The sequence below is a fragment of the uncultured Amnibacterium sp. genome, from assembly GCF_964245895.1.
GTDB lineage: Bacteria > Actinomycetota > Actinomycetes > Actinomycetales > Microbacteriaceae > Amnibacterium.
On record NZ_CAXTOQ010000036.1, the window covers coordinates 1 to 25,461 of the forward strand.

Consider the following 25,461-nt stretch of genomic DNA (forward strand, 5'->3'; position numbering starts at 1 on the left):
GGGGCTCGGTCATGGCCGTCGCCGTCGTCATGATGGCGCCGCCGGTCATCCTGTTCGCCTTCCTGAACAAGTACTTCAGCGTCGGCGGCATCGGCGGCTCCCTCGCCGGCCGCTAGCGCCCTCGCAGATCCGGATCCCTCTCGCGGATCCGGATCCGCTGGACGACACGCCGGTGCCGGCTCCTCGGCACCGGCGTGTCGTCCGTTCCATCCGGATCCGCGAAGGAGTGGGCGTGCAGGTGTCGAGCGGCATCCGGGCGGCGGTCGACCGGATCATCCCGGCGGACCGCTGGGCCGGCGGCTGGGCGGGCGGCGTCGGCGAGTACCTCGCCACCTCCCCGGACCTCGACTGGGCCGAGCCCGCCCTCGAGCGGCTCGCCCGGCGGCTGGAGCAGCTGGCGGGCGACCGCGCGTTCGCCGATCTGCCGCCCGCCGAGCAGGACGCGATCCTGGCCACGACGGAGGCGGACGCCGACTTCGCGGCCCTGCGCCGCATCTGCTTCGAGGGCTACTACGCGGCCCGGGAGGGCGCCTCACCCGTCGGGCTCGAGCTGGTCGGGTTCCGCGCGGTGCCGCAGGGGGTCGTGCCGGTCGAGCCGGACCTCGTGCCCGACGTCGGGGTGGTGGGCGTGCGCGCCTCCTACGACGCGATCGTCGTCGGCAGCGGCCCGGGCGGCGGCGTGGCCGCGCAGCTGCTGGCTCAGGCCGGCCGCAGCGTGCTGGTGATCGAGCGGGCGCAGCGGGTGCCGAGCGCGGCGCTGCGCGGCGACCACCTGCGCGGCAAGCGGAACGCGCTGTACCGGCCGACCGCCGGCCCGGGCGCCGGCCATCCTCGCGTCGCCCTGCTGCCCGATCGCGAGGTCGTCGTCGAGGGCACGGACGACGCCGCGCTGTACGGGCTGAACGCGAACGCCATGGGCGGCGGCACCCGCCTGTGGCAGGGCATGGCCTGGCGGTTCCTGCCCGAGGACTTCCGGATGGCGTCGACCTACGGGAACCCGGACGGCGCGAGCCTCGTCGACTGGCCGGTCGACTACGACGAGATGGAGCCGTACTACTCGCGCGCGGAGCAGGAGCTCGGCGTCGCCGGGGAGGAGGGCGGCCTCACCGGCCGGACCCACCGGTCCGCCCATTACCCGATGCCGGGCTTCGGCACCGAGCCGGCCCGCGAGCTGCTGGGGGCTGCGGCCGAGCGGCTCGGCTGGGGCTGGGGCCCGATCCCGCTCGCGCTGAACAGCGTGCCGCACGACGGGCGGCCCGCCTGCGTGCGCTGCCCGCAGTGCGTCGGGCACGCGTGCCCGGTGGACGCGAAGAACGGCAGCCACAACACCTTCCTCCCCCGCGCCGCGGCGACCGGGCGGTGCGACGTGCTCTACGACGCGGAGGTGACCGAGGTGCGCGACGGCGCCGACGTCGCCGGCGTGACCGTGATGGCGGCCGCGTCGACCGAGCCGGTGCGGCTGGAGCTGCGGGCGGAGGTGGTCGTCGTGGCGGCGGGTGCCGTCGAGACCGCTCGGCTGCTGCTCGCCAGCGGTCTCGGGAACGACCACCTGGGCCGCCACCTGCACGACCACCGCTTCACGACGGTCCTCGGCGACGTTGCCGAGCCGGTGAAGCCGTTCGTGGGGCCCGGGCACTCCGTCGCGACGCTCGACCACGTGCACGGTACGACGATCCCGTGGGGCGGCGGCGTGCTCGTCGACCTGATGAGCCTGCTGCCGCTCACCTGGGCCGGCACCGGCGCGGTCGGCGTGCCCACCTGGGGCCGGGGCCACAAGGACTGGATGGCCGGCCCGCGGGCGAACGTCTTCGGCGTCTTCGGCATGGGGCAGGAGATCCCGATGCCCACCTCCCGGGTCACCCTGGGCGCGGTGCGCGACCGCTGGGGACGGCCGGGCGCGGCGCTCGAGAAGCGGGTGCACGGCGCCTCCCAGCAGGTCGAGGACGGCATGGCGGTGCAGGGCGAGCGGTGGCTGCAGGCCGCGGGCGCCACCGGCGTGTTCCGGCAGCGCGGCACCGCGACCGCCTCCGCCGCGGGCGAGCACTCATGCGGCACCGCCAGGATGGGACTCGATCCCGCCGTCAGCGCGACCGACGCCTTCGGGCGCCCGTGGGGCACCCGGCGGATCGTGGTGTGCGACTCGTCGCTGCACCCGACCAACGGCAGCGTCAACCCGACGCTGACGATCACGGCGAACGCGTTCCGCGTCGCCGAGCACCTGGTGGCCTCCTGGCCGGCGGCCACCGCAGGAAGGACCCGATGACCGACAGGACCGCGCTGATCGTCCGCGGCGGCTGGGACGGGCACATGCCCGTCGAGACCACCGACTCCTTCGTCCCGTTCCTCGAGCAGCACGGCTTCTCGGTCGCGGTGGAGGAGTCGCCCGACGCGTACGCCGACGCCGAGCGGATGGCCGGCGTCGACCTGGTCGTGCAGGTCGTCACCATGTCGACGATCTCGAAGGAGGCCCTCGCCGGCCTGATCGCCGCGGTGCGCGCCGGCACCGGGATGGTCGGCTGGCACGGCGGCATCGCCGACTCGTACCGCGACAGCGCCGACTACCTGCAGCTGATCGGCGGGCAGTTCGCGCACCACGCCTCCGTGCGCCCGCCTGAGGAGGCGACCGGCGAGCAGTCCGACAACTACGAGGACTACACGGTCGAGATCACCGAGGTCGGCCGCAGCCACCCGCTCACCGAGGGGATCGAGGACTTCGATCTCACCACCGAGCAGTACTGGGTGCTGTCCGACGCCTACAACGAGGTGCTGGCCACGACGACGCAGGCGAAGCGCGACTGGGACGCCTGGGACCGCCCGGTGACCTTCCCCGCCGTCTGGACCCGGCGGTGGGGCGCCGGTCGCATCGTCGTGTCCACCCCCGGGCACCGGCTGGAGGTCGTGCAGCACCCGGCGGTCCGCACGATCATCGAGCGCGGCCTGCTCTGGGCGGCCAGGCCCGCGGAGTAGGAGGAGCACCATGACGCGTCCCGTCACCCTGTTCACCGGCCAGTGGGCCGACCTGCCGTTCGAGGAGGTGGCGCGGCTGGCGGCCGGGTGGGGCTACGACGGCCTCGAGATCGCCTGCTGGGGCGACCACCTCGACGTCGTCCGCGCGGCGGAGGACCCCGCGTACGTCGCGGAGAAGCGGGCGGTCCTCGACCGGCACGGCCTGCAGGTCTGGACGATCGGCAACCACCTGGCCGGGCAGGCGGTGTGCGACTCCCCGATCGACGAGCGGCACCGCGACATCCTGTCCGACCGGGTGTGGGGCGACGGCGACCAGGAGGGGGTGCGGCAGCGGGCCGCGGCGGAGATGATCGCGACCGCGAAGGCCGCGAAGGCGCTGGGCGCCACCACCGTCACCGGCTTCACCGGCTCGTCGATCTGGCACGCGGTCGGCATGTTCCCGCCCGCCTCCGAGGCGTTCGTGCAGCGCGGGTTCGACGACTTCGTCACCCGGTGGACGCCGATCCTCGACGTGTTCGCCGAGCAGGGCGTGCGGTTCGCCTTCGAGCCGCACCCGTCCGAGATCGCCTACGACTACTGGACGGCGAAGCGGGCCCTGGAGGCGATCGACCACCCGGCGTTCGGCTTCAACTTCGACCCGTCGCACTTCGTGTGGCAGCAGCTGGACCCGTCGATGTTCCTGCTCGACTTCGCCGAGCGGATCTTCCACGTGCACTGCAAGGAGTCGGTCACCCACCTCGACGGGCGCAACGGTCGGCTCGCCTCCCACCTCCCCTGGGCCGATCCGCGCCGCGGGTGGGACTTCGTGTCCGTCGGGCACGGCGAGGTGCCGTGGGAGCGGATCTTCCGCACCCTGAACGCGATCGGCTACGACGGACCCACGAGCGTGGAGTGGGAGGACGCCGGCATGGAGCGCACGCTCGGCGCCCCCGAGGCGCTCGCGATCATCCGCGGCCTGAACGCGATCCAGCCCCCCGCCGCCGCCTTCGACGCGGCCTTCTCCAGGAAGCAGGACGCATGACCGAGACGCTGAACGTGGCCGTCGCCGGCTACGCCTTCATGGGCCGCATCCACACCTCCGGGTGGGCGCAGGCCGCGAAGTTCTTCGGCACGCCCGCCCGCGTCACGCACGTGATCGGGCGGAACCGCGAGCGCACGCAGGCCTTCGCCGACGCGTTCGGCATCCCGACCGTGCTGACCGACTGGCGCGACGCGGTCGCGGACCCGGACGTCCACGTCGTCGACGTCTGCACGCCGGGCGACAGCCACGTCGACATCGCGATCGGCGCGCTGGAGGCGGGCAAGCACGTGCTGTGCGAGAAGCCGCTCGCGAACTCCGTCGCGGGCGCGCAGCGGATGGTCGCCGCGGCCAGGGCCGCCTCCCTCGAGGGCGTGCGGTCGATGGTCGGCTTCTCCTACCGTCGCACCCCCGCGCTCGCGTACGCGAAGCAGCTGGTCGACGAGGGGCGGATCGGCGACGTCCGCCACATCCGGGCCGCCTACCTGCAGGACTGGATCGCGGACCCGGAGTTCCCGCTCGTCTGGCGGCTCGACAAGGACGCGGCCGGCTCCGGGGCGCTCGGCGACATCGGCGCGCACATCATCGACCTCGCGACGTTCCTGACCGGGCACCGGCTCACCGGCCTGACCGGGATCACCGAGACGTTCGTGAAGACCCGCCCGCGGCTCGCGGAGCAGACCGGGGGGCTCACCGCGACGGGCTCGGAGGAGCGCGGCGAGGTCACGGTCGACGACGCGGCCGTCTGGGTCGCCCGCACGGACCGCGGCGCGCTGGCGACGTTCGAGGCGACCCGCTTCGCGGTCGGCCGGAAGAACGCGATGCGCATCGAGCTGAACGGGTCGAAGGGGTCGCTCGCGTTCGACTTCGAGCGGATGAACGAGCTCGAGCTCTTCGACGCCGCCCTCCCCGCGGCGGAGAACGGCTTCCGCCGGATCCAGGTCACCGAGCCCGAGCACCCGTACGTCGGCGCCTGGTGGCCGGCCGGCCACGGGCTGGGGTACGAGCACACCTTCACGCACGAGGTGCGCGACTTCGTCGACGCGATCGTCGCGGGCCGGGACCCCTCCCCCTCCTTCGCCGACGGGCTCGCCGTGCAGCAGGTCCTCGCCGCGATCGAGGCCTCCGGCGGCAGCTGGGTCGACCTGTAGCCCTCCGTTGTGAAGGAGTTCCTGGCCTTCGGCGCAGGAACTCCTTCACAACGGATCTACCAGGAGTCGGGGGTGGCGCCCTGCGGGACCGCGGCGGGGCGGTCCACCGTCGTCGTCAGGGTGATCACCGCGTGCTCCGCGCTGGAGCGGGGGATCGCGTCCATGATCTCGAGGACGTGCTGCGCCAGCTCGCCGGAGGCGCGGTGCGGGCGGTCGGTGGCGATCGCGTGCGCCATGTCGGCGAGCCCGTAGCCGCGGCCCGCGTCCGCGTAGCCGGCGTTCGCCGCCACCGTGCGCCACTCCCCCGTCTCCGTGGTCCACGCCTCGACCGGGAGGTCGAACGTGTTCGGGTCCGGGACGGCGATCGAGCCGGCCGTGCCGTGCACCTCGAACAGCGGCGCGCGCGTCGCCCAGGTGTCGAAGGAGAACGACACCCGGGACACCGCGCCGCTCGCGTGCTCGAGGATGCCGCTGACGCCCGTGTCGACGGCGACCGGCACCGCCTCCCCCGCCCGCGGACCCGTGGCGACGGTGCGCTCGCGCGGCGACCGGATGCTGACGCCGGAGACCCGGACGACCGGCCCGAGCAGGGTCACGAGGGCGGTCAGGTAGTACGGCCCCATGTCGAGCAGCGGCCCGCCGCCCGGCTGGTAGTAGAAGAACGGGGCCGGGTGCCAGCGCTCGTGCCCCGGCGCGCTCCAGTGCGCGTCCGCGGTCAGCACCTGGCCGATCGCGCCGTCGTCGATCAGGCGCCGCACGGTCTGCACGCCGGTGCCGAGCACGGTGTCCGGCGCGCTGCCGACCCGCAGCCCGCGCTCCGCGGCGAGCGCCAGCATCGGCGCGGCCTCGTCCGGGCTGAGCGCCAGCGGCTTCTCGGCGTACACGTGCTTCCCGGCCTCGAGGATCCGGGTGCCGACCTCGACGTGCACCGCCGGGATCGTCAGGTTCAGCACCGCGTCCACATCGTCGGAGGCGAGCAGCTCGTCGACCGTGCGGGCCTCGACGCCCTGCTCGGCCGCGACCTCGGCGGCGCGGCCCATGTCGAGGTCGGCGACCGCGACGAGCCGCAGGCCCGGCAGGCGCGGGAGGCTCGCGAAGTACTGCGCGCTGATCACGCCCACGCCGATCACGGCGATGCGGAGGGGGGAGTCGGTCACGGCAGCGTCCTCTCGGTCGGGTCCCAGTCCGCGGGCAGGGGGGCGGGCGTGAGGATGCGGCTGGCGACCTCGACCGTGGTGCCGGTCTCGGCGGAGCGGGCCGCGGCGAGCATCACGTCCAGCACGTGTGCGGCGAGCGCACCGGAGGCGCGTTCCGGCACGCCCGCGGCGACGGCGCGGGCCAGCTCGAGCACGCCGAGCCCGCGGCCGTCGTCGGGGCCGGCGGCCTCGATCGTCTCGGGCTCCGGCTGGTCCTGCCCGGTCACGCCGCGCCACGACCGCTGCGTCCACAGCTGCGACGCCCCGTCGAACATGTTCGGGTCCGGCAGCACGATCGCGCCCTCGGTGCCGGTGATCTCGAAGAACCCGGCCCGCGGCAGCGCCGACTGGAACGAGAACGTCGCCTGGGCCGAGCCGCCGCCGGCGAACTCGAGCAGCAGCGCGGAGTGCGTCGGCACCGTCACGTCGAACGTCGTGCCCGCGCGTGGGCCGGACTCGACGACGCGCTGCGGGCGGGCGATCCCGCCGACCGCCGAGACGCGGGCGACGGAGCCGAACACCGTCACGAGGGTCGACAGGTAGTAGGGGCCGAGGTCGAGCAGCGGCCCGCCGCCCGCCTGGAACAGGAACTCGGGCGCCGGGTGCCAGCGGTCCGGTCCGGGGTTCAGCACCATGGTCGTCGCGGTCTGCGGGGCGCCGATCCGCCCGTCCGCGATGGCGCGGAACGCGGTCTGCAGGCCGGCGCCGAGCACCGTGTCCGGCGCGACCGCGACCCGCAGGCCGGCCGCCTCCGCCGCGTCGAGCACGCGCCGCGCATCGGCCGCGCTCGTCGCGATCGGCTTCTCGCTCCACACGTGCTTGCCCGCGGCGAGGATCTGCAGATCCACCTCCGCGTGCACGGACGGCAGCGTCAGGTTGACGACGATCCCGATGCCGTCGTCGGCGAGCAGCTGCTCGACCGTGCCGGAGGCGGGCACGCCGAACTCCTCCGCCCTGGCCGCCGCGCGCTCGAGGTCGATGTCCGCGACGAAGCGGACCTCCAGGTCCGGGAACGTCGTGAGGTTCGCCAGGTACTGGGCGCTGATGACGCCCGCCCCGATCAGCCCCACCCCGACCGTCACCGGCCCTCCTCCACCGTGTCGAGGTACGCGAGGGAGGCGGCGAGGCCGTCGATCGTGTCGCCCTCGTAGTCGTCGAACTCGAGCACCCGCGTGGCGGTGGGCGCCGCGGCGAGCACCGCGGGCACGTCCATCGCGCCCTCGCCGGCCGGCAGCTGCCGCTTCACGTCGCGGCTCTTGTCCCCGTCCTTCACGTGGAGCAGGCGGACCCGGTCGCCGAGGCGGGCGAGCAGGTCGGGGGCGGAGATCCCGCCGACCTCGACCCAGTACGTGTCGACCTCGAGCACGACGCCGTCGTCGAGGCGGGCGGCCAGCTGCTCGAGCGCCGGGGTGCCGTTCGGCCGCGCCTCCACCTCCCACCAGTGGTTGTGGTACCCGAAGGTCAGGCCGAACCCGCGCGCCTGCTCGGCGGCCCGGTTCATCCGCTCCGCGATACGCGCGATGCCGGCGACGGTCTCCCAGTCGTCGGTGCGCAGCGCGGGGTCGATGACCGTCCGCACGCCGATCGAGGCCGCCGCCTCGAAGGCGGGCGAGGGGTCGGACAGCTCGAGGATCCCGGCGTGCGCGGACGGCGCGTCAAGGCCCGAGGACGCGAGCGCCGCGGCGTACGCGTCGGACCCGACGACGAAGACGCCGTACGGCTCGACCGCCGTGAACCCGAGGGCCGCGAGCCGCTCGAGCGTCCCTTCGAGGTCCTCGGCGAGGCGGTCGCGGACCGAGTAGAGCTGGACGGACACAGGGGCTCGGGTCATGCTGCACTCCTATCGCACTCCGCTGTGCGCGGTGCCGGTCGAGAAGATCGATCAGGCGTTGCCGACCATCCTGGCACGGTCTATGTTGCTTCCTGCAACATTTTGCCGCAAGCACCGACTTCGACGAGGAAACGGACCCTTCCATGGCGCTCACGCCGACCCGCGACGACAAGTTCTCCTTCGGTCTCTGGACCATCGGCTACAACGGGGCGGACCCGTTCGGCGGCCCGACCCGCGCTCCGCTCGACGTGGTGCACGCGGTCGAGCGGCTCTCCGAGCTGGGCGCGTACGGCCTCACCTTCCACGACGACGACCTGTTCGCGTTCGGCTCGACCGACGCCGAGCGGCAGACGCAGATCGATCGCCTGAAGCAGGTGCTCGCCGACACCGGCGTCATCGTGCCGATGATCACGACCAACCTGTTCAGCGCCCCGGTCTTCAAGGACGGCGGGTTCACCTCCAACGACCGCGCGGTGCGCCGCTTCGCGCTGCGCAAGGTGCTGCGGAACATCGACCTCGCCGCCGAGCTGGGCGCGAGGACCTTCGTGATGTGGGGCGGCCGCGAGGGCGCGGAGTACGACACCTCGAAGGACATCCGCCAGGCGCTCGAGCGCTACCGCGAGGCCGTGAACCTGCTCGGCGACTACGTCACCGACAAGGGCTACGACCTGCGCTTCGCGATCGAGCCGAAGCCGAACGAGCCGCGCGGCGACATCCTGCTGCCGACCGTCGGGCACGCGCTCGCCTTCATCGACACCCTCGAGCGCCCCGAGCTGGTCGGCGTGAACCCCGAGGTCGGCCACGAGACGATGGCGGGCCTGAACTTCACCGCCGGCATCCAGCAGGCGCTGTACCACGGCAAGCTCTTCCACATCGACCTGAACGGGCAGCGCTCGATCAAGTACGACCAGGACCTCGTCTTCGGGCACGGCGACCTGCACACCGCGTTCTCGCTCGTCGACCTGCTCGAGCACGGCGGCCTCGCCGGCGGCGCCGGGTACGACGGCCCGCGCCACTTCGACTACAAGCCCAGCCGCACCGAGGACGAGACCGGCGTGTGGGACTCCGCCGCCGCGAACATGCGGATGTACCTGCTGCTCAAGGAGCGCGCGCAGTCGTTCCGCGCCGACCCGGAGGTGCAGGAGGCGCTCGCGGCCGCCCGCGTCGCCGAGCTCGCGCAGCCCACGCTCGGCGACGGCGAGTCCTACGACGACCTGCTCGCGGACCGCAGCGCGTACGAGGAGTTCGACTCCGGTGCGTACTTCGACGGCAAGGGCTTCGGGTTCGTCCGCCTCCAGCAGCTCGCGCTCGAGCACCTGCTCGGCGCCCGCAGCTGAATTGCGCGGCCGACCGATGACGCTCGTCGCCGGCGTCGACTCGTCGACGCAGAGCTGCAAGGTGGTCGTCCGCGACCTCGACACGGGTGCGGTCGTGCGCTCCGGGCGCGCGACCCACCCGGACGGCACGGAGGTCGACCCGGCCGCCTGGTGGGACGCGCTGCGCACCGCGATCGCGGACGCGGGCGGGCTCGAGGACGTCGCCGCGATCTCGATCGCCGGCCAGCAGCACGGGATGGTCGTGCTCGACGCGGACGGCCGCGTGATCCGCGACGCGCTGCTCTGGAACGACACCCGCTCGGCGCCGGCGGCGCTCCAGCTGATCGAGGAGGCGGGCGCGGCGGCGCTCGCGAACGGCACCGGCACCGTCCCGGTCGCCTCGATCACGTCGACGAAGCTGCGCTGGCTGCGCGACGCGGAACCCGACAACGCGTCTCGGGTCGCTGCGGTCGCGCTGCCGCACGACTGGCTGACCTGGCGGCTGCTCGGCTACGGCCCCGAGGACGAGTCCCCCTCCGGTCCCGTGCTCGAGGCGCTCGCGACCGACCGGTCCGACGCCTCCGGCACCGGGTACTTCGACCCGACGCGGAACCGCTACGACCGCGGGGTGCTGCAGCTGGCGCTCGGGCACGACGTGGTCCTGCCGCGGGTGCTCGGCCCGTCCGAGGTCGCCGGCCGCACCGTCGAGGGCGTCCCGGGGGTGCCCGCCGGCATCGTGGTCGGTGCGGGTGCGGGCGACAACGCGGGCGCCGGGCTCGGCCTCGGCGCGAGCGCGGGCGACGTCGTCGTGTCGATCGGCACCTCCGGCACCGTGTTCGCGGTCAGCCCGACGCCCACGCACGACGCCTCCGGCACGGTCGCGGGGTTCGCCTCCGCCTCCGGCGAGTACCTGCCGCTGATCGCGACGCTGAACGCGGCGCGGATCCTCGACGTGACCGCCGCGCTGCTCGGCGTCGACCACGACGGGCTCGGCCGGCTGGCGCTCGCGGCGTCGCCGGGTGCGGGCGGCCTGGTGCTCGTGCCGTACTTCGCGGGCGAGCGGACGCCCAACAAGCCGGACGCGACGGCGTCGCTCCTCGGGATGACGATCGGCAACACGACGCGGGAGGACCTCGCTCGCGCTGCCGTGGAGGGGCTGCTCTGCGCGCTCGCCGACGGCCTCGCGGCGGTGCAGGGCCAGGGCGTCGTCGCCGAGCGGCTGCTGCTGATCGGCGGCGCCGCGCTGAACCCGGCGGTGCAGGCGGTGGCGGCGCAGGTGTTCGCCGAACCGGTCGTCGTGCCGGCCCCGGGCGAGTACGTCGCGCTCGGCGCCGCGGTGCAGGCGGGCTGGGCGCTGTCGGGCAGACGCCCGCAGTGGCCGGTGCCGGACGTCGCCTCCCCCGCTCCGGACCACCGCCCCGAGATCCTCGACGCCTACCGGGCGGCCGCCGCCCTCTCCTGAGCCCTCGCCCTTCGTTCTGCAGGTCCGGTGAACCTGCAGAACGAAGGGTCCGATCAGGTTCGCTGCAGGTGGTGGGAACATGGAGGGGTGACCCGCGCGACGTCGAGCGTGCCCCCCGCCGTCGCGGCCGGGCGGCCCGGCGGTCGCGTCGCGCTCTGGGACAACGCCCGCCTCGGGCTGATGGTGCTCGTCGTGTTCGGGCACTCGATCGAGACGCTGCGCAGCGGCAGCCCGCTGACGACCGCGATCTACGACGTCGTCTACGCCTTCCACATGCCGGCGTTCCTGCTCGTCTCCGGCTGGTTCGCCCGCGCGGACCGGCTCGACGCGAAGTCGCTCGTCGGCACCGCGAAGCTGCTGGTCACCTGGCTGCTGGCGGAGGCGGGCTGGGTCGGCATCCGCGCCCTGACCGGCGACGACCCGTTCCCCGCGGACTTCCTCGTGCTGCCCAGCTGGACGCTGTGGTTCCTCGTCGCCCTCGTCTCGATGCGGATCCTGCTGCCGTACCTGGCGCAGCTGCGCTTCCCGCTGATCACCGTGACCGCGGTCTCGCTGGCCGTCGGGCTGTCGCCGGTCGTCGGTACGCAGTTCTCGGCCAGCCGGACGCTCGCGATGCTGCCGTTCTTCGTGCTCGGCTGGCGGCTGCGGCAGCTGGGGGTCGGGGAGCGGGCATGGTTCCTCCGCCCGACCACGGGGGTGCGCATCGGTGCAGGTGCGGCGCTCGCCGTACTTGCGGGCGTCGTGCTGCTGCTGACGCGGCTGCCGGTGTTCACGAACCAGCTGCTGTTCTACCGGCGCGGCTACCCGGGCATGGACATCGCCGACCCGCTCGGGGTGCTGCTGCGGCTCACGTTCCTCACGATCGGCGCCGCGATGACCGTCGCGGTGCTGGTGCTGATCCCGCGCCGCGAGTTCCGGTTCTCCTCCCTCGGCGCGAACACGATGGCCGTCTACCTGCTGCACACGCCGCTGATCGAGGCCTTCCGCCGGCTGCGGGTGGACGACGTGATCGCCGGCCTGCCGCTGTCGCTCGTGCTGCTGGTCCTGCTCTCGGCGGCGGTCACGCTGCTGCTGGCGTCGACGCCGGTCGCGCGGATCATGCGGCCGGTGACGGACCCGCGGTGGCCCTTCCGGAGCCCGAAGCCCGTCTGAATCCGGGCGTGTTCGGTCGTTCCGGGCGCGAATCCACGCCCGGAACGACCGAAGTCGCCCGGAGTCCGGATCAGAGGACGCGGAAGACCAGCGTCCCGGTGACCTCGCGCGCGGCCAGGCGGTACTGCGGCAGGACGCCGGGGCCGCAGGAGGCGGTACCGATGCCGTGCTCCGCGAGGTCGAGCACGAGGCGGGTGCGCTCCCCCGCGGGCCGCAGGTCGGTCGGGTGCGCCGCGGCGGCGAGCTCGGCCGAGGTCCACGGGCTCGCCGTGAACGCGAAGCCGTCGCCCTCGACGGAGAAGCCGCGACCTCCCGTCGACACCGCGACCCGGGTCACGCCGGAGCGCGACCCGTTCTCCTGCGGCTTGACGTAGTCGGTGTGCAGCCCGACCGCTCCGTCCACCGCCCAGGTGCCGAGCCGCTGGGACTGGCCCGTGTCCGGGTAGCGCTGACCGGGGCCGTAGCCGTCCCACGCGATCGCGTCCGGCGCCCACGGCAGCTCGAGCTCGAGCCCGGCCCGCGCCCAGCCCGACGGCCACGCCCCCTCGGGGGTCAGCGTCAGGTCGAGCCGCAGCGCCGAGCCGTCGCTCGTCCACCGCTCGAGCATCCGCACGCGGTGGTCGGCGGCGGCCGTCGCGACGACGGTCTCGACCTCGAGCGCGTCCCCGGACGCGCGCACCGCGACGACGCGGGTATGAAGGCGGTCCAGCCCGGCGAGCGCCCACGCGTCCGCGTCGCTGACCCCGCCGGGAGCGAACTCGGCGACGCCGCGGTCGTTGTCCGTCGGTGCGCGCCAGAGCGCGAGCGCCGGACCGTCCACCGCGGTGTCCCCGAGGGAGCGGAGGCGCCCGGTCGCCGCGTCGAACGCGGCAGGCCCGAGCCGCAGCACCTCCCCCTCCGCCTCGGGAGCGCGGTCGCCGGCCGGCGCGGGCGCGGCGAGCGCTCCGCCCTGCACCCACGCGACCTCGTGCCCGGCCTGCGCCCACTCGGTGTCCGCGGCGAGCACCGCCCGCACGGTCAGCACGCCGTCGCCGAGCGCCTCGGCGGGCAGCCGCACCTCGGCCGACGAGCCGGGCGCGACCGCGGGCAGGTCGAGCGCCCCGGAGGCGGACCCGCGCGTCCACAGGAGGGCGAGATGGTCCAGCCCGGTGAAGTCGTACCCGTTCACGACGGTCAGCCGCTCGCCGTCGACGGTCATCCAGACCGGCTCGACGACCTTCTTGTAGTCGAGCAGGCCCGGCCGCGGACGCCGGTCGGCGTCGACGAGGCCGTCCGCGACGAAGTTGCCGTCGTGGATCTCCTCGCCGAAGTCGCCGCCGTACGCGAAGAACTCGCGGCCGTCGTCGGTCGTGCGGCGGATGCCGTGCTCCAGCCACTCCCACACGAACCCGCCCTGCGTGCGCGGGTAGGAGCGGAAGCTCGCCTCGTACTCGCTCATCCCGCCGGGGCCGTTGCCCATCGCGTGCACGTACTCGCACTGCAGGAACGGCAGCGCGCGCCGGTGGGCGTCGGCGGCCGCGTCGTCGAGCGGCTCCTCCGCCTGCCGGCCGATCGCGTCGACCTCGTCCTGGTGCGCGTACATCCGCGAGTAGACGTCGACGTAGGTGCTGGACCAGTCGCCCTCGTAGTGGATCGGCCGCTCCGGGTCGAGCGACTTCGCCAGCTTCGAGGCCGCCTCGAGGTTCGCCCCCGTGCCCGCCTCGTTGCCGAGCGACCAGATGATCACGCTCGGGTGGTTGCGGTCCCTGGCGACCGTGCGGCGCATCCGGTCCAGGTAGGCCGGCTCCCACGCCGCGTCGTCGCTCGGGTTGTCGCGCCAGTCGACGTGGACGAACCCGTGGGTCTCCAGGTCGCACTCCGCGACGAGCCAGAACCCGAGCTCGTCCGCGAGGCCGGGCAGGTCCGGGTGCGGCGGGTAGTGGGAGGTGCGGATCGCGTTGATGTTGTGCTGCTTCATCAGCAGCAGCTCCGCCCGCACCACCTCCGCCGGCACGACCCGGCCGAGGTCGGGGTGGTGCTCGTGGCGGTTGACGCCGCGGATCCGGATCCGCCTGCCGTTCACCTTCAGCTGCGCGTCCTCGACCGTGATCGAGCGGAAGCCGACCCGCAGGGCGGCGCGCTCGCTCGTGGTCGCGACCTCGACGTCGACCAGGTGCGGGGTCTCCGCGGTCCATGCCGGCACGTCCGGGAGGCGGTGCGCGACGCCGGTCGCCAGCCCGGTGAGGCCGAGCGACGGCACGTCCACGGTCGCCACGGCGCCGTCGCGCGTGACCGCGTCGACCGTCAGCACGCCCGCACCGTCCTCGAACGCGGCCTGCACCACGACGTCCTGGACGCCGCCGGCAGGCGCGGCCTGCACGGTGACGTCCCGGAAGATGCCGGGCAGCCACCACATGTCCTGGTCCTCGAGGTAGCTCGTCGCCGCCCACTGCACCACCCGCACGGCGAGCACGTTCGCGCCGGTGCGGAGGGAGGCGGTCACGTCGAACTCGTGCACCAGGCGGCTGCCCGCGGTGCTGCCCAGCCGCTCGCCGTTCAGCCACACCTCCGCGGTCGCGTCGACGCCGTCGAGCCGGAGGACCGCGCGGGTGTCGTCGGAGGCCCAGTCGAACGCGACGCGGTGGTCGCCGACCGGGTTGTCGTCCGGCACGTGCGGCGGATCGATCGGGAACGGGAACCGCGTGTTCGTGTATGCCGGGGCGCCGTGGCCCTGCATCGGCCAGCTCGACGGCACCGGGATGCGCTCCCACGCCGAGTCGTCGAGGCCGGCGTCGGCCAGGTCGTCCGGTGCGGTCGCGGGCGAGGCGGAGGCGCGGAAGGCCCACTCCCCGTTCAGCGACTGCACGGAGGCGTCGGTGGCGAACCGCGCGCGCGGCGGCAGCCAGCCGTCGCCGATCAGGGCCTGCTCGGTGAGCGCGTCGGTCATCGGACCTCCTCCAGCGTGAGCACGAGGGCGCGCTCCGGGTTCAGCACGGGCATCGGCAGCCCCAGCTCGGCCAGCGCACGGCCGGAGAGCACGATCCCGTCCGCCAGCCAGGGCGCGGCGGACCGCTGCGTGACGTCGGCGTCGTGGAGGGGCAGGGCGAGCGCCACGCGGTACCGCCGCTCGGGGGTGAGACCGGGCAGCCGCACCGGCAGCGGCGTCTCGAACGCGGAGGCGGACAGGGTCACCCACGAGTAGATCGCCCGCGAGCCGTCCTCCGCGACGACGCCGGTCAGCTGCGATGCGGGATCCGGGTGGTCCGCCCGCACGAGCCGGCCGGCGTGCAGCACGGGCCGCCACCGCTTGTAGACCTCGATCGCGGCGGCGAGCCCCTGCTGCTCCTCCTCCGTCGCGCCGCGGATGTCCCACTCGATGCCGAAGTGGCCGAGCAGCGCGGTCGCGGTGCGGAAGCCGATGTCGTGGGTGCGGCTCGTGCTGTGGGAGGTGGTGGGGCCGACGTGCGCGCCGACCAGCTCCGGCGGCACGAGCAGCTGCGTCCAGCGCTGGATCGTCTGCCGCTCGAGCGCGTCGTTGGTGTCCGACGTCCACACCCGGTCGGTGCGCTGCAGCACGCCGAGGTCGACGCGCCCCCCGCCCGACGAGCAGGACTCGATCTCGACGTCCGGGTGGCGCTCCTTCAGGGCGTCGAACAAGCGGTAGGCGGCGAGCGTCTGCTCGCGCGTCGACGCGCGCCCGTCGTGCCCCAGCTCCAGCTGGTCGCGGTTCTGGTCCCACTTCAGGTACGCGATCGGGTACTCGGTCAGCAGCTTCGAGATCGACTCGAACACGTGCTGCCACGCCTCCGGGTGCACGAGGTCGATCACCTGCTGGTGCCGCCACTCGAGCGACGTCCGGTCGCCTGGGCGCGAGATCCAGTCGGGGTGCTCGCGAGCGAGGTCGGAGTCCTCGTTGATCATCTCCGGCTCGACCCAGAGGCCGAACTCCATGCCGTGGTCCCGCACGTGGTCGATGAGCGGCCCGAGCCCGTCCGGCCACACCGCCGGGTCGACCCACCAGTCGCCCAGGCCCGCTCGATCGTGCCGGCGGTTGCCGAACCAGCCGTCGTCGAGCACGAACCGCTCGACGCCGATGCCGGCCGCGACGTCCGCCAGCTCGGTCAGGTTCGCGAGGTCGTGCTCGAAGTACACGGCCTCCCACGTGTTCAGCACGACGGGGCGGGGCGTGGCGGGGTGCTGCGGGCGCGCGCGGATCCACTCGTGCAGGCGGGCGCTGACGCCGTCGAGGCCGGTGGCGGACCAGGCGCCGTAGGCGGTCGGGGTCGCGTACGACTCACCCGGCCCGAGCACGACCTCGCCCGGCTCCAGCAGCTCCCCCGCGCCGATCGTCGTCTGCCCGCTCGGCAGCGCGTCGACGAAGGCCTCGTGGTTCCCGCTCCACCCGAGGTGCAGCGCCCACACCTCCCCGGTCCGCCAGCCGAAGCCGGGCGTGCCCGCGGCGATCACCGCGGTCGCGTCGTGGCCGGTGCGGCCGTGCCGCCCGGACCGCACCCACGTGCCCAGGTCGATCGCGCGGCGCTGCGGATGCTTCTCCCGCACCCAGCGGCCGGTGGTGTCGAGGGACTCCCGCGCGTGCGCCGGCACCGGCAGCACGAGGTCGAATCGGTCCAGCGCGTAGGCGTCGGTCCCCGTGTTGGTCAGCCGGCCGTCGACGAGCAGCAGCCCGGACGGCTGCAGGGCCAGCCGGATCGTCACCTCGATGCCGGCGAGCAGGTCGGCCAGCCGCAGCTCGAGCGACGTCGCGGTCGCCTCCACCCCGGTCTGCTCGAGCCTCGGCGAGAACGCCGCGCCGGCCCGGCTGCCCCGCACCGCCGGCCTGCCGCGCCAGCCGCGGGACAGCTGCGGCAGCAGCGACGGACGCACCGGCTCGTCGAAGTTCGAGGGCGGCACCGACGCCGCGAGCAGCGCCGCGTCGGGCACGTCCGGCCCGAGCGGGGCGCCCCAGTGCACGATCACGGGGTCGCCGCCGGCCGTGTCGACGAGGAGGCCGACACCCGCGGCCTCGAGGTAGTGCTGGTCGGGCAACGCGGTTCCTTCCGGTTCAGGACAGCAGGCAGTGCATTGTGAAGGCGATCTGGCGTGCCAGATCGCCTTCACGATGCAGTCGCGAGAAGCGGGTCAGCCCTTGTTCGCGCCGAGCGTCAGGCCGGCGACGAACTGCCGCTGCAGCGCGAGGTAGATGATCAGGGTCGGCAGGACGATGATCACCGCTCCGGCTGCGAGCAGGTTGTAGTTCGACAGGAACTGCCCCTGCAGGTTGTTGATCGCGGTGGTGACCGGCAGGCGGTCGCCGCTCTGGATGAGGATCAGCGGCCAGAAGTAGTCGTTGTAGATGAAGATGACCTCGAGCGTGCCGAGCGCCGCGAGCGCCGGACGGGTGAGCGGCATCACCACGGAGGTGTACTGCCGCCAGACCCCGGCGCCGTCCACCCGGGCCGCCTCGTTCAGCTCCATCGGCAGCGCCCGCATGTAGTTGGACAGCACGAAGGTGCAGAAGCCGACCTGGAACGCCGTGTTGATCGCGATGACGCCGACCAGCTGGTTCAGCAGCGAGCCCGAGTCGGAGATCGAGTACGGGATCTGGATCAGCTTGAACAGCTCGAACACCGGCGCCGCCAGCACCTGCGGCGGCAGCAGGTTGCCCGCCGTGAACGCGATCAGCAGCGTGGTGTTGAACCGCCAGGAGAAGCGGCTCACCGCGAACGCCATCAGCGAGGCCAGGAACAGGGTCAGCACCACCGTCGGGATCGTGATGATCACCGAGTTCAGGAAGTACTTCGCGATGCCGCCCTGGGTCCACGCCTGCGCGTAGTTGGCGAGGTTGTAGGTGCCGCCGATCGAGAAGGTGCCAAGGCGGTCGGTCTCGGCCTTCGGTCGCAGCGACGTGTACACGGACCAGAGCAGCGGGATCAGCCACATCACCGCGAGCACGGTGAGCAGCACGTACGTGCCGGTGTGCCGGGGCTTGCGCCTGGTGCGGGCGGCGGTCCTCGGGACCGCCGTCGCCGACGTGGTCCTGGTCGAGGTGGTGGCGGTCACTGCTCTGCTCCCTTGCCGAACGTGCGCGACAGGTAGAAGACGATCGGGATCAGGGAGACGACGAGCAGCACGACCGCGAACGCGGTGCCGATGCCGATCACCTGCCCCTCGCCCACCAGGTACTTCACCACCAGCGACGACACGAGCTCGAGGCCGTTCGTCGCGCGGTTGATGACGTACACGATGTCGAAGGCGCGCAGCGACTCGATGATCGTGATCACCACGATGATCACGTTCGTCGGGGCCATCGCGGGGAAGACGATGCGGAAGAAGATCTGCCTGGCGTTCGCTCCGTCGAGCGCCGCCGCCTCCTTCAGGCTGGGATCGACGCCCTTCAGCCCCGCTAAGTACAGGATCATGATGTAGCCGGAGTGCCGCCACGTCGCGGCGACGAGCGCCGCCCACAGGTTGACGTCGGAGTCGCCGAACCAGCTGACGGCCGCGGGGGTGCCGGCCGTGCCGAGCACGTTGTTCAGCAGGCCCTCGTCCTGCGCGTAGAACAGCTGCCACACGACGCCGATCAGCGCCACGGACAGCATCACCGGGGCGAAGAATATGCTCTGGTAGATGCGGCTGCCACGGATCGGCTGGTCGAGCAGCACGGCGAGCAGCAGGCCCAGCGGGGTCCCGATGATCGCGAGGAACAGCAGCCACACCACGGTGTGCAGGACCGCGGGGTAGAACTCCGGCGAGTTCGTGAACACGAACGCGTAGTTCGACACCCCAGCGGGCTTGAAGCTCGTGAGGCTGAGCCCGTCCCAGCGGAAGAACGACAGCACGATCGATCCGACCGTGGGCAGCCAGATCAGCACGAGCTCGATCAGGGTCGGGATCGCGACCATCACGCCGAGCACGATCGCGTCGCGCCGCGTGAAGGAGCGGAGGCGCCCGCGCCGGGCCGGGGGCGTGGCCCCCGACCCGGACTCGGTCATCCGGCCGACGCCGACCGGCTGGATGTCGACCATCTGCCTACGCGTCCGCGTAGAGCGACTTCGCCTGCTTCTCGACGCTCGCCAGGTCGACCGTGCCGGACTTCGTGAAGCTCTGCAGGGTCGGGATCATGACGTTCGATGCCATCGCGGGCAGCGCGTCGCGGTCGAAGAACTGGCTGATGTGCTTCGCGTCGGCGATCACCCCGGACAGCTTCTTCGTGAAGGCGGAGTAGCCGGACGTGTCGGCGTCCTTCGCCGTCATGATGTTCGACTTGTCGATGGAGTAGTACGCCTCCTGGCCCGCGCCGGTGCCGAGGTAGGCGAGCAGGTCCTTGGCGGCCTGGTTCTGCGCGCCCTTCTTCGACAGCATCAGGCCGTCGATCGGGGCCTCGACGGAGTCGGTGCCCTCGACCTTCACCTCGGGGAACGGGAAGAAGTCGATGTCGTCGAGCACCGCCTTGTCGGTGAACTGCTGCGTCACGAAGGAGCCGAGCAGGTACATGCCCGCCTGCTTCTTGCCGAGCTTCTGCGCCGCCTCCTGCCACGTGAGACCGAGCGCCGCGGGGTCCTGGTACTCGCGCATCTGCTTCCAGGTGTCGAACACCTCCTTGACCTGCGGGGTGTCCCAGCCCTCCTTGTGCGCGCAGAGGTCGACGTGGAACTGGTACCCGTTGACGCGCATGTTCAGGTAGTCGAACGTGCCCATGGCGGGCCAGCCGTCCTTGTCCGCGAACCCGATCGGGATGACGCCCTTGGCCTTCATCTTCTTGCAGAGCGCGATCAGGTCGTCGAAGGTCGCCGGGACCTCCCAGCCGGCCGACTGCCAGACGGACTTCCGGTAGAAGAAGCCCCACGGGTAGTTGTAGTTCGGCACGAAGTACTGCTTGCCGTCGTCCGCCGTGGACGCCTGCTTGAGGCCGTCGGAGAAGTTCGAGCCGATCTTCGTCCACACGTCCGACACGTCGCCGACGAGGCCCTTGGCCGCGTAGTAGCGCATCCGGTACCCGGCGAACCAGGTGAACGCGTCGTCGGGGCTGCCCTGGAGGTAGTTGTTGATCTTCTCCTGGAAGCCGTTGTGGTCGGTCGTGGTCGTGTTGACCTTGTCCTTCGACTTCTTCTCGAACGCGGAGACGAACGCCGCGTACGCGCGCTTGGGCACGTCGTCCGAGGCGGCCGAGCCGAAGCTGACCGTGCCGCCTCCGCCGCCGCCGGAGGACCCGCCGGTCGACGAGCCGGAGCACGCGGCGAGCAGCTGCGTCCCTCCGAGCGCGACGGCACCGAGACCCGCTCCGCGGATCAGATTGCGACGGTTGACCTCGAACCGCCCAGAACCCATTGCCACCATGAACCACTCCTTCGTGCGTCCGGCTCCCCGTCGTTCGTGCTGGCCGGCCGACGGTGCTGCTGCTGATGCGAAACGTTCACATCCGAGGTCGAATACTAGGGCCGCCGACCTCCCCGAGCGAAACACGTGCCGTCGGAAGAGACGGATTCGTGACCTGCGCGGTGCTGCGGCGGACCACCAGCTCCGGCGGCAGGCGCTCGTGGATGGCAGGGACCGCGTCCCCCTCGATCTCCGCGATCAGCACGTCGAGCGCTCGCCGCCCGATCAGCGGGAAGTCCTGGCGCACGGTCGTCAGCGCGGGCGCCACGAACCGCGCGACCGGCACGTCGTCGACGCCGACGACCGACAGGCCGCCGGGCACGTCGAGGCCCAGGTCCCTGGCGGCCGCGATGGCACCGATCGCCATCTCGTCGTTCGCCGCGAACACCGCGGACACGTCGCCGGCCGGCAGCGTGGCGAGCGCGACCCGGTACCCGCCGTCGACCGTCCAGTCCCCGCGCTCCGTCACCTCGGCGACCAGGCCGTGGTCGGCCATCGCTCGGCGGTAGCCGCGCTCCCGCTCCTCCGACTCGGCCCAGCCCCGCGGCCCGGGGATGTGCAGGATCGACCGGTGCCCGAGCGCGACCAGGTGCTCCACCGCGATCCTGGCCGCCTCCCGCTGGTCGAGGCCGAAGTCCTCCACCTCGTCCGGCCCGCCCTGCAGCGTGATGACCGGCACGTGCGCGTCGATGCGGTGCAGCGCGTCCCTGGCGCGGTCCTGCGGCGCGATGGCCACGATGCCGTCGATGCCGTGGGCGAGCAGCTGCTCGACCGCGTCCGTGATTGCCGCGGCGTCGTCGCTGGCGATCGGGGTGGTGGTGACCCCGTACCCGCGCTCGGCCGCGGCGTCCACGATCGCGAGGAAGGAGCTGTACGGCCCGTGCAACGTCTTCGCCGTGAGCAGGACGCCGATGGTGCGGGTGCGGCGGGTGACGAGCGCCCGCGCCGCGCGGTTCGGCCGGTAGCCGAGCTCGCCGATCGCCCGCTGCACGCGCTCGATGGTGTCCGGGCGGATCCGTGGCGCCCCGTTGAGCACGCGGGACACGGTCTGGTACGAGACGCCGGCGCGGCTGGCGACGTCGTGGATCGACGGCGGTCGCGCCCGCTCCTGACCCATGGTGCCTCCGCTCGGGGCCTCGCCCGTCAGCGGATGCTAGCGGCGACGCCGTCGGGCTTCGTCGGCGCACCCGGAGCGCCGGGGGTACAACAGGGTCGTGCGGATCGGAGGCGGGCGACGGGTCGTCGTCGCTCCGGACTCGTTCAAGGGCACCGCGGCCGCGCGCGACGCGGCCCGCGCGATCGCGGAGGGCTGGGCCCGCGTGCGGCCGGAGGACGACGTGCGGCCGGTGCCGACGGCCGACGGCGGCGAGGGCACGCTCGACGCGTTCGAGACCGCCCACCCGGGCGCCGTGCGGCATCCGGTGACGGTGCTCGGGCCGGACGGCAGGAGGGTGCGCACGTCGTGGCTGGGGCTGCCGGACGGGACCGCCGTGGTGGAGCTCGCCGCCACCAGCGGCATCACCCTGCTCGAGGTCCCGCTGCCCGACACCGCGCACACGATCGGCTTCGGGGAGGCGATCGCGGCGGCGCTCGACGCGGGCGCGCCGCGGCTCGTCCTCGCGATCGGCGGCAGCTGCTCCACCGACGGCGGCGCCGGGATGCTCGCCGCGCTGGGCGCCCGGATCCTCGACGACGACGGGCGACCCGTTCCCGCCGGCAGCGCGGGCCTCGGCCGCGCCTCCGCGATCGACCTGAGGGACCTGCGCCCGCTGCCTGCAGGCGGTGCGCTGGTGCTCACGGACGTCGTCGCGCCGCTCCACGGCCCTGCCGGCGCGAGCGCGGTGTACGGGCCGCAGAAGGGCGTGATGCCGGATCGCATCGACCTGTTCGACGACCGGCTGCGCCGGTTCGCGGCGCTGCTGCCCGACGTGGACGCGGCGGCGAGGGGCGCCGGGGCCGCCGGCGGCACCGGCTTCGGCCTGCTCGCCTGGGGTGCGCGGCTGATCCCGGGCTCGGCCGCGACCGCCGAGGCGCTCGGCCTCGACGCCCTCCTCGTCGACGCCGACCTGCTGATCACGGGCGAGGGGCGGTTCGACGAGCAGAGCACGACCGGGAAGGTCGTCGGGCACCTGCTGGGGGCCGCCCGCGCGGCCGGGACCCGGGTCGCGCTGGTCGCCGGCGCGGCGGAGGCGAGCACCGCGGCGTTCGACGACGCGGTGCTGCTCGGCGACCTCGCGGGCACGCCGGAGGCGGCGATGGCGGACCCGCTGCGCTGGCTCCGCGAGGCCGGCGCGGTGCTCGCCGCCCGCCGGACCGCCGCGGGCTGAGCCTGGCGGAGGCGGCGCCGAGGTCGCCCGCACCAGCGCAGGCGCAGACTCTCCTCATCCCGCGCTCGGCACGGGTGCCGGTTGCGGCCGGCCTGCGGATTCCGAGGAGGACCGATGACGGATGCGGCCTGGGCCGAGGTCGGGGCGGCGCCGTTCGTGTCGCTCGGCACCTACCGGCGCAGCGGCGAGATCGTCGCGACAGCCGTGTGGATCGCGCCGCAGGGCGACGCGCTGGTCGTCACGACGGAGCGGTCGACCGGCAAGGTGAAGCGCCTGCGGAACGATCCGCGCGTCACGCTGCGGCCGTGCAGCCGGATGGGCGCGGTGCAGCCCGGTGCGACGACCGTGGAGGCGCGGTGCGAGATCGCCGGTCCCGCCGACGGGCAGCCGGCCGCCTCCGCCGCCCTGCGCCGTAAGTACGGCCTGCAGTACACGCTCGTCCTCGGCTTCGAGCGCCTCATCCGCAGGCTCCAGCGCAAGCCGGGCGACCGCGTCATCCTGCGGATCACGCGCGCCTGACCGGGCCTCGAGCCTCAGTACGGTGCGGCGAGCCCCTCGATCATCGGGAAGTGCCGAACGTTGCGCGTGAGCAGCCGGGCCTGCAGCCGTTCGACGGTCGCAGCGATCGCGAGGTCGGCCGCGTCGATCCCGCTGTGGCTCGGCAACCAGGTCCGCCCCAGCTCGCCCGCGGCCCGCGCGATCCCGCCGTCGACCGGGTGCCACGTCAGCAGCTCGAGCAGCGCGCTCGTCGACGCCTCCTCGCCGCGCCGGACGCCGGCAAGCACCTCGATCCGGGTGATCTCGCTCGCATGGAGCGAGCCCTGGAGGCGCGCCCTGCGCACCGCGTCGACCGCCTCCATGCGGCCGCGCAGCACATCGATGAGCACCGAGGTGTCGACGACCGTCGTCATCGCTCGGACAGGCGGGAGCCCGATCGCAGCGAGTCGACCCAGTCCGCGCCGTCCGTCGACCGCCCCGTCCACGCCCCCGACACCGCGGACAGGACGGCGAGGTCGTCGTCGACGTCCCGGTGTCCGCCGCCGTAGGTCGCGTGCACCGCATCGCGGACCAGCGCGGACATCGAGCGACCGGTGCGAGCCATCTCCGCATCCAGCAGCGACCGCTCGGCAGGGTTGAGGGAGATCTGCGTCCGCTCCATGATGTAATCATACATCATCACTCAGAGCGCGTCGATGGCCGCCCGCTGGATCACCAGGCCCGCGCGGAAGCGGTCCAGGTAGGCCGCGAAGGCCGCCACGTCGTCCGCCTCCGGCTGCACCGTGCGGAACGACGCGCCCGCGAACACGCGCTCCAGGAGGTAGGTGGCCAGGTCGACCTCCGCACCCGAGGCGGTGTAGCCGGCGAGGACCGCCATGCCCCACGCGCCGCCCTCCGCGGCCGTCTCGCCGAGGGCGACCGGGGCGTCGATCGCGCCAGCGAGGAACCGCTCGGCGACGCCCTCGGTGCGGAACAGGCCGCCGTGCGCGAGCATCCGCTCGAGCCGCACCCCCTCCTCCGCGAGCACCCGCATGCCGAGCGCCAGCGTGCCGAAGACGCCGTAGATCTGCGCGCGCATCAGGTTGGCGAGGGTCAGCCGGCTGTCAGGGGTCCGCACGACGAGGGGCCGACCCTCCTCCAGCCCCGCGATCGGCTCGCCCGACAGCAGGTTGTAGGCGAGCAGGCCGCCCGCGTCCCCCTCCCCATCGAGCGCCTCGCGGAACAGCGCCGCGAAGACCGCGTCGGCGTCGAGCGGCGCGCCGACGACCTCCGCGAACCGCGCGAAGACCTGCGCCCAGGCGCCCAGCTCGCTCGCGCCGTTGTTGCAGTGCACCATCGCGACCGGATCGCCCGACGGCGTCGTGACGAGGTCGAGCTCGTGGTGCACCTGCGCGAGGGGACCCTCCAGCACCACCATCGCGAAGACGCTCGTGCCCACGCTGACGTTCCCGGCGCGGGGCGCGACCGAGTTCGTCGCGACCATGCCGGTGCCGGCGTCACCCTCCGGCGGCGCCAGCACGGCGCCGGGACGCAGCGCGCCGGACGGGTCGAGGAACGCGGCGCCCTCCGCCGTCAGCTCGCCCGCGCGGCGACCGGCGTCGAGCACCTCCGGCAGCAGCGACCGGAGGGGCGGCACGCGCCCGGCCGCGCGCTCGTCGTAGCGGGCCAGCAGGTCCGCGTCGTAGTCCTGGGTAGCGGAGTCGATCGGGAACATCCCCGACGCGTCGCCGACGCCGAGCAGGGCACGACCGGTCAGCCGCCGGTGCACGTACCCGGCGAGCGTCGTGATCGACGCGATCCGCGCGACGTGCTCCTCCTGGTCCAGGACGGCCTGGTGGAGGTGGGCGATCGACCAGCGGAGCGGGATGTTGACGCCGAGCAGCCCGCTCAGCTCGGCCGCGGCCGGGCCGGTGGAGGTGTTGCGCCAGGTGCGGAACGGCACCAGCAGCCGGTCGTCGGCGTCGAACGCGAGGTAGCCGTGCATCATCGCCGAGACGCCGATCGCGGCGACCTCGACCAGGTCGACGCCGTGCCGGTCGCGCACGTCGTCCGCGAGCGCCCGGTACGCCGCCTGCAGGCCGGTCTCCACGTCCTCGAGCGAGTAGGTCCAGCGGCGGTCGACGAAGCGGTTCTCCCAGTCGTGGCCGCCGGTGGCGAGCACCTCGGCGGCGTCGCCGCCGACCAGCAC

The 25,461-nt window shown here is 73.4% G+C and carries 21 protein-coding genes and 1 pseudogene; 10 read left to right on the forward strand and 12 right to left on the reverse strand.

The window, feature by feature from the left end; genetic code table 11:
* From ACFE60_RS07270 to ACFE60_RS07290, 5 genes and pseudogenes are all read left to right on the forward strand, one after another.
* Positions 1 to 116: pseudogene (locus tag ACFE60_RS07270) on the forward strand (carbohydrate ABC transporter permease); the annotation flags it as partial.
* Between the two features lie 116 nt (positions 117 to 232).
* Positions 233 to 2,263: a GMC family oxidoreductase N-terminal domain-containing protein gene (locus ACFE60_RS07275; RefSeq protein WP_375388185.1), complete on the forward strand. Its 2,031-nt coding sequence runs from the start codon at positions 233 to 235 to the stop codon at positions 2,261 to 2,263.
* The gene (locus ACFE60_RS07280) at positions 2,260 to 2,967 is read left to right on the forward strand and encodes a ThuA domain-containing protein (RefSeq protein WP_375388186.1); all 708 of its coding nucleotides are present in this window, start codon (positions 2,260 to 2,262) and stop codon (positions 2,965 to 2,967) included. The genes ACFE60_RS07275 and ACFE60_RS07280 overlap by 4 nt, the downstream gene beginning before the upstream one ends.
* 10 nt (positions 2,968 to 2,977) lie before the next feature.
* Positions 2,978 to 3,988 carry a sugar phosphate isomerase/epimerase family protein gene (locus tag ACFE60_RS07285; protein ID WP_375388187.1) on the forward strand — a complete coding sequence of 337 codons (1,011 nt, stop codon included), beginning with the start codon at positions 2,978 to 2,980 and terminating at the stop codon, positions 3,986 to 3,988.
* Positions 3,985 to 5,136 carry a Gfo/Idh/MocA family protein gene (locus ACFE60_RS07290; RefSeq protein ID WP_375388188.1) on the forward strand — a complete coding sequence of 384 codons (1,152 nt, stop codon included), beginning with the start codon at positions 3,985 to 3,987 and terminating at the stop codon, positions 5,134 to 5,136. Before ACFE60_RS07285 ends, ACFE60_RS07290 begins: the two co-directional genes overlap by 4 nt.
* A gap of 56 nt (positions 5,137 to 5,192) precedes the next feature.
* On the opposite strand, the gene ACFE60_RS07295 is transcribed toward ACFE60_RS07290, so the two are convergent.
* The 3 genes from ACFE60_RS07295 to ACFE60_RS07305 are packed head-to-tail and all read right to left on the reverse strand — an operon-like array spanning position 5,193 to position 8,163.
* Positions 5,193 to 6,293 carry a Gfo/Idh/MocA family protein gene (locus ACFE60_RS07295; protein WP_375388189.1) on the reverse strand — a complete coding sequence of 367 codons (1,101 nt, stop codon included), beginning with the start codon at positions 6,291 to 6,293 and terminating at the stop codon, positions 5,193 to 5,195.
* Positions 6,290 to 7,414 carry a Gfo/Idh/MocA family protein gene (locus tag ACFE60_RS07300; protein WP_375388190.1) on the reverse strand — a complete coding sequence of 375 codons (1,125 nt, stop codon included), beginning with the start codon at positions 7,412 to 7,414 and terminating at the stop codon, positions 6,290 to 6,292. Before ACFE60_RS07300 ends, ACFE60_RS07295 begins: the two co-directional genes overlap by 4 nt.
* Positions 7,411 to 8,163 (reverse strand): sugar phosphate isomerase/epimerase family protein, encoded by a 753-nt coding sequence (locus ACFE60_RS07305; protein ID WP_375388191.1) that lies wholly within the window; start codon positions 8,161 to 8,163, stop codon positions 7,411 to 7,413. The genes ACFE60_RS07300 and ACFE60_RS07305 overlap by 4 nt, the downstream gene beginning before the upstream one ends.
* Before the next feature lie 143 nt (positions 8,164 to 8,306).
* Here ACFE60_RS07305 and xylA point away from each other — a divergent pair, with 143 nt between their 5' ends.
* From xylA to ACFE60_RS07320, 3 genes are all read left to right on the forward strand, one after another.
* Entirely contained in the window at positions 8,307 to 9,500 is a 1,194-nt protein-coding gene (gene xylA, locus ACFE60_RS07310) for a xylose isomerase (protein WP_375388192.1), read from the forward strand.
* 16 nt (positions 9,501 to 9,516) lie between these two features.
* On the forward strand, positions 9,517 to 10,941 hold the full coding sequence (xylB, locus tag ACFE60_RS07315; RefSeq protein WP_375388193.1) for a xylulokinase: 1,425 nt from the start codon (positions 9,517 to 9,519) through the stop codon (positions 10,939 to 10,941).
* Positions 10,942 to 11,028: 87 nt separating this feature from the next.
* Entirely contained in the window at positions 11,029 to 12,093 is a 1,065-nt protein-coding gene (locus ACFE60_RS07320) for an acyltransferase family protein (protein ID WP_375388194.1), read from the forward strand.
* A gap of 70 nt (positions 12,094 to 12,163) precedes the next feature.
* Here the strand turns inward: ACFE60_RS07320 and ACFE60_RS07325 are convergent, their stop codons facing one another.
* The 6 genes from ACFE60_RS07325 to ACFE60_RS07350 all read right to left on the reverse strand — a co-directional run bounded on the left by ACFE60_RS07325 (position 12,164) and on the right by ACFE60_RS07350 (position 21,565).
* The gene (locus ACFE60_RS07325) at positions 12,164 to 15,019 is read right to left on the reverse strand and encodes a glycoside hydrolase family 2 TIM barrel-domain containing protein (RefSeq protein WP_375388195.1); all 2,856 of its coding nucleotides are present in this window, start codon (positions 15,017 to 15,019) and stop codon (positions 12,164 to 12,166) included.
* Positions 15,016 to 17,118, reverse strand: coding sequence for an alpha-galactosidase (locus tag ACFE60_RS07330; protein WP_375388196.1), 2,103 nt, complete (start codon positions 17,116 to 17,118; stop codon positions 15,016 to 15,018). The genes ACFE60_RS07325 and ACFE60_RS07330 overlap by 4 nt, the downstream gene beginning before the upstream one ends.
* Positions 17,119 to 17,211: 93 nt before the next feature.
* Positions 17,212 to 18,132 (reverse strand): carbohydrate ABC transporter permease, encoded by a 921-nt coding sequence (locus ACFE60_RS07335; RefSeq protein WP_375388197.1) that lies wholly within the window; start codon positions 18,130 to 18,132, stop codon positions 17,212 to 17,214.
* Positions 18,129 to 19,097 carry a carbohydrate ABC transporter permease gene (locus tag ACFE60_RS07340; RefSeq protein ID WP_375388198.1) on the reverse strand — a complete coding sequence of 323 codons (969 nt, stop codon included), beginning with the start codon at positions 19,095 to 19,097 and terminating at the stop codon, positions 18,129 to 18,131. Before ACFE60_RS07340 ends, ACFE60_RS07335 begins: the two co-directional genes overlap by 4 nt.
* A gap of 4 nt (positions 19,098 to 19,101) precedes the next feature.
* Positions 19,102 to 20,409 carry an ABC transporter substrate-binding protein gene (locus tag ACFE60_RS07345; RefSeq protein WP_375388199.1) on the reverse strand — a complete coding sequence of 436 codons (1,308 nt, stop codon included), beginning with the start codon at positions 20,407 to 20,409 and terminating at the stop codon, positions 19,102 to 19,104.
* A gap of 76 nt (positions 20,410 to 20,485) precedes the next feature.
* A complete protein-coding gene (locus ACFE60_RS07350; protein ID WP_375388200.1) occupies positions 20,486 to 21,565 on the reverse strand; it encodes a LacI family DNA-binding transcriptional regulator in 1,080 nt (359 codons plus the stop codon).
* 97 nt (positions 21,566 to 21,662) lie between these two features.
* On the opposite strand from ACFE60_RS07350, the gene ACFE60_RS07355 reads away from it, so the two are divergent.
* Together ACFE60_RS07355 and ACFE60_RS07360 are read left to right on the forward strand one after the other, a co-directional pair.
* The gene (locus tag ACFE60_RS07355; RefSeq protein ID WP_375388201.1) at positions 21,663 to 22,775 is read left to right on the forward strand and encodes a glycerate kinase; all 1,113 of its coding nucleotides are present in this window, start codon (positions 21,663 to 21,665) and stop codon (positions 22,773 to 22,775) included.
* Positions 22,776 to 22,889: 114 nt separating this feature from the next.
* Positions 22,890 to 23,294, forward strand: coding sequence for a PPOX class F420-dependent oxidoreductase (locus tag ACFE60_RS07360; RefSeq protein ID WP_375388202.1), 405 nt, complete (start codon positions 22,890 to 22,892; stop codon positions 23,292 to 23,294).
* 14 nt (positions 23,295 to 23,308) lie between these two features.
* Here the strand turns inward: ACFE60_RS07360 and ACFE60_RS07365 are convergent, their stop codons facing one another.
* From ACFE60_RS07365 to ACFE60_RS07375, 3 genes are all read right to left on the reverse strand, one after another.
* Complete coding sequence (locus ACFE60_RS07365) at positions 23,309 to 23,686, reverse strand: PIN domain-containing protein (protein ID WP_375388203.1); 378 nt, start codon at positions 23,684 to 23,686, stop codon at positions 23,309 to 23,311.
* Positions 23,683 to 23,934: a ribbon-helix-helix protein, CopG family gene (locus ACFE60_RS07370; protein WP_375388204.1), complete on the reverse strand. Its 252-nt coding sequence runs from the start codon at positions 23,932 to 23,934 to the stop codon at positions 23,683 to 23,685. Before ACFE60_RS07370 ends, ACFE60_RS07365 begins: the two co-directional genes overlap by 4 nt.
* Before the next feature lie 21 nt (positions 23,935 to 23,955).
* Positions 23,956 to 25,461 (reverse strand): xylulokinase (locus ACFE60_RS07375; protein WP_375388205.1); only part of this gene is annotated, 1,506 nt, incomplete at its 5' end.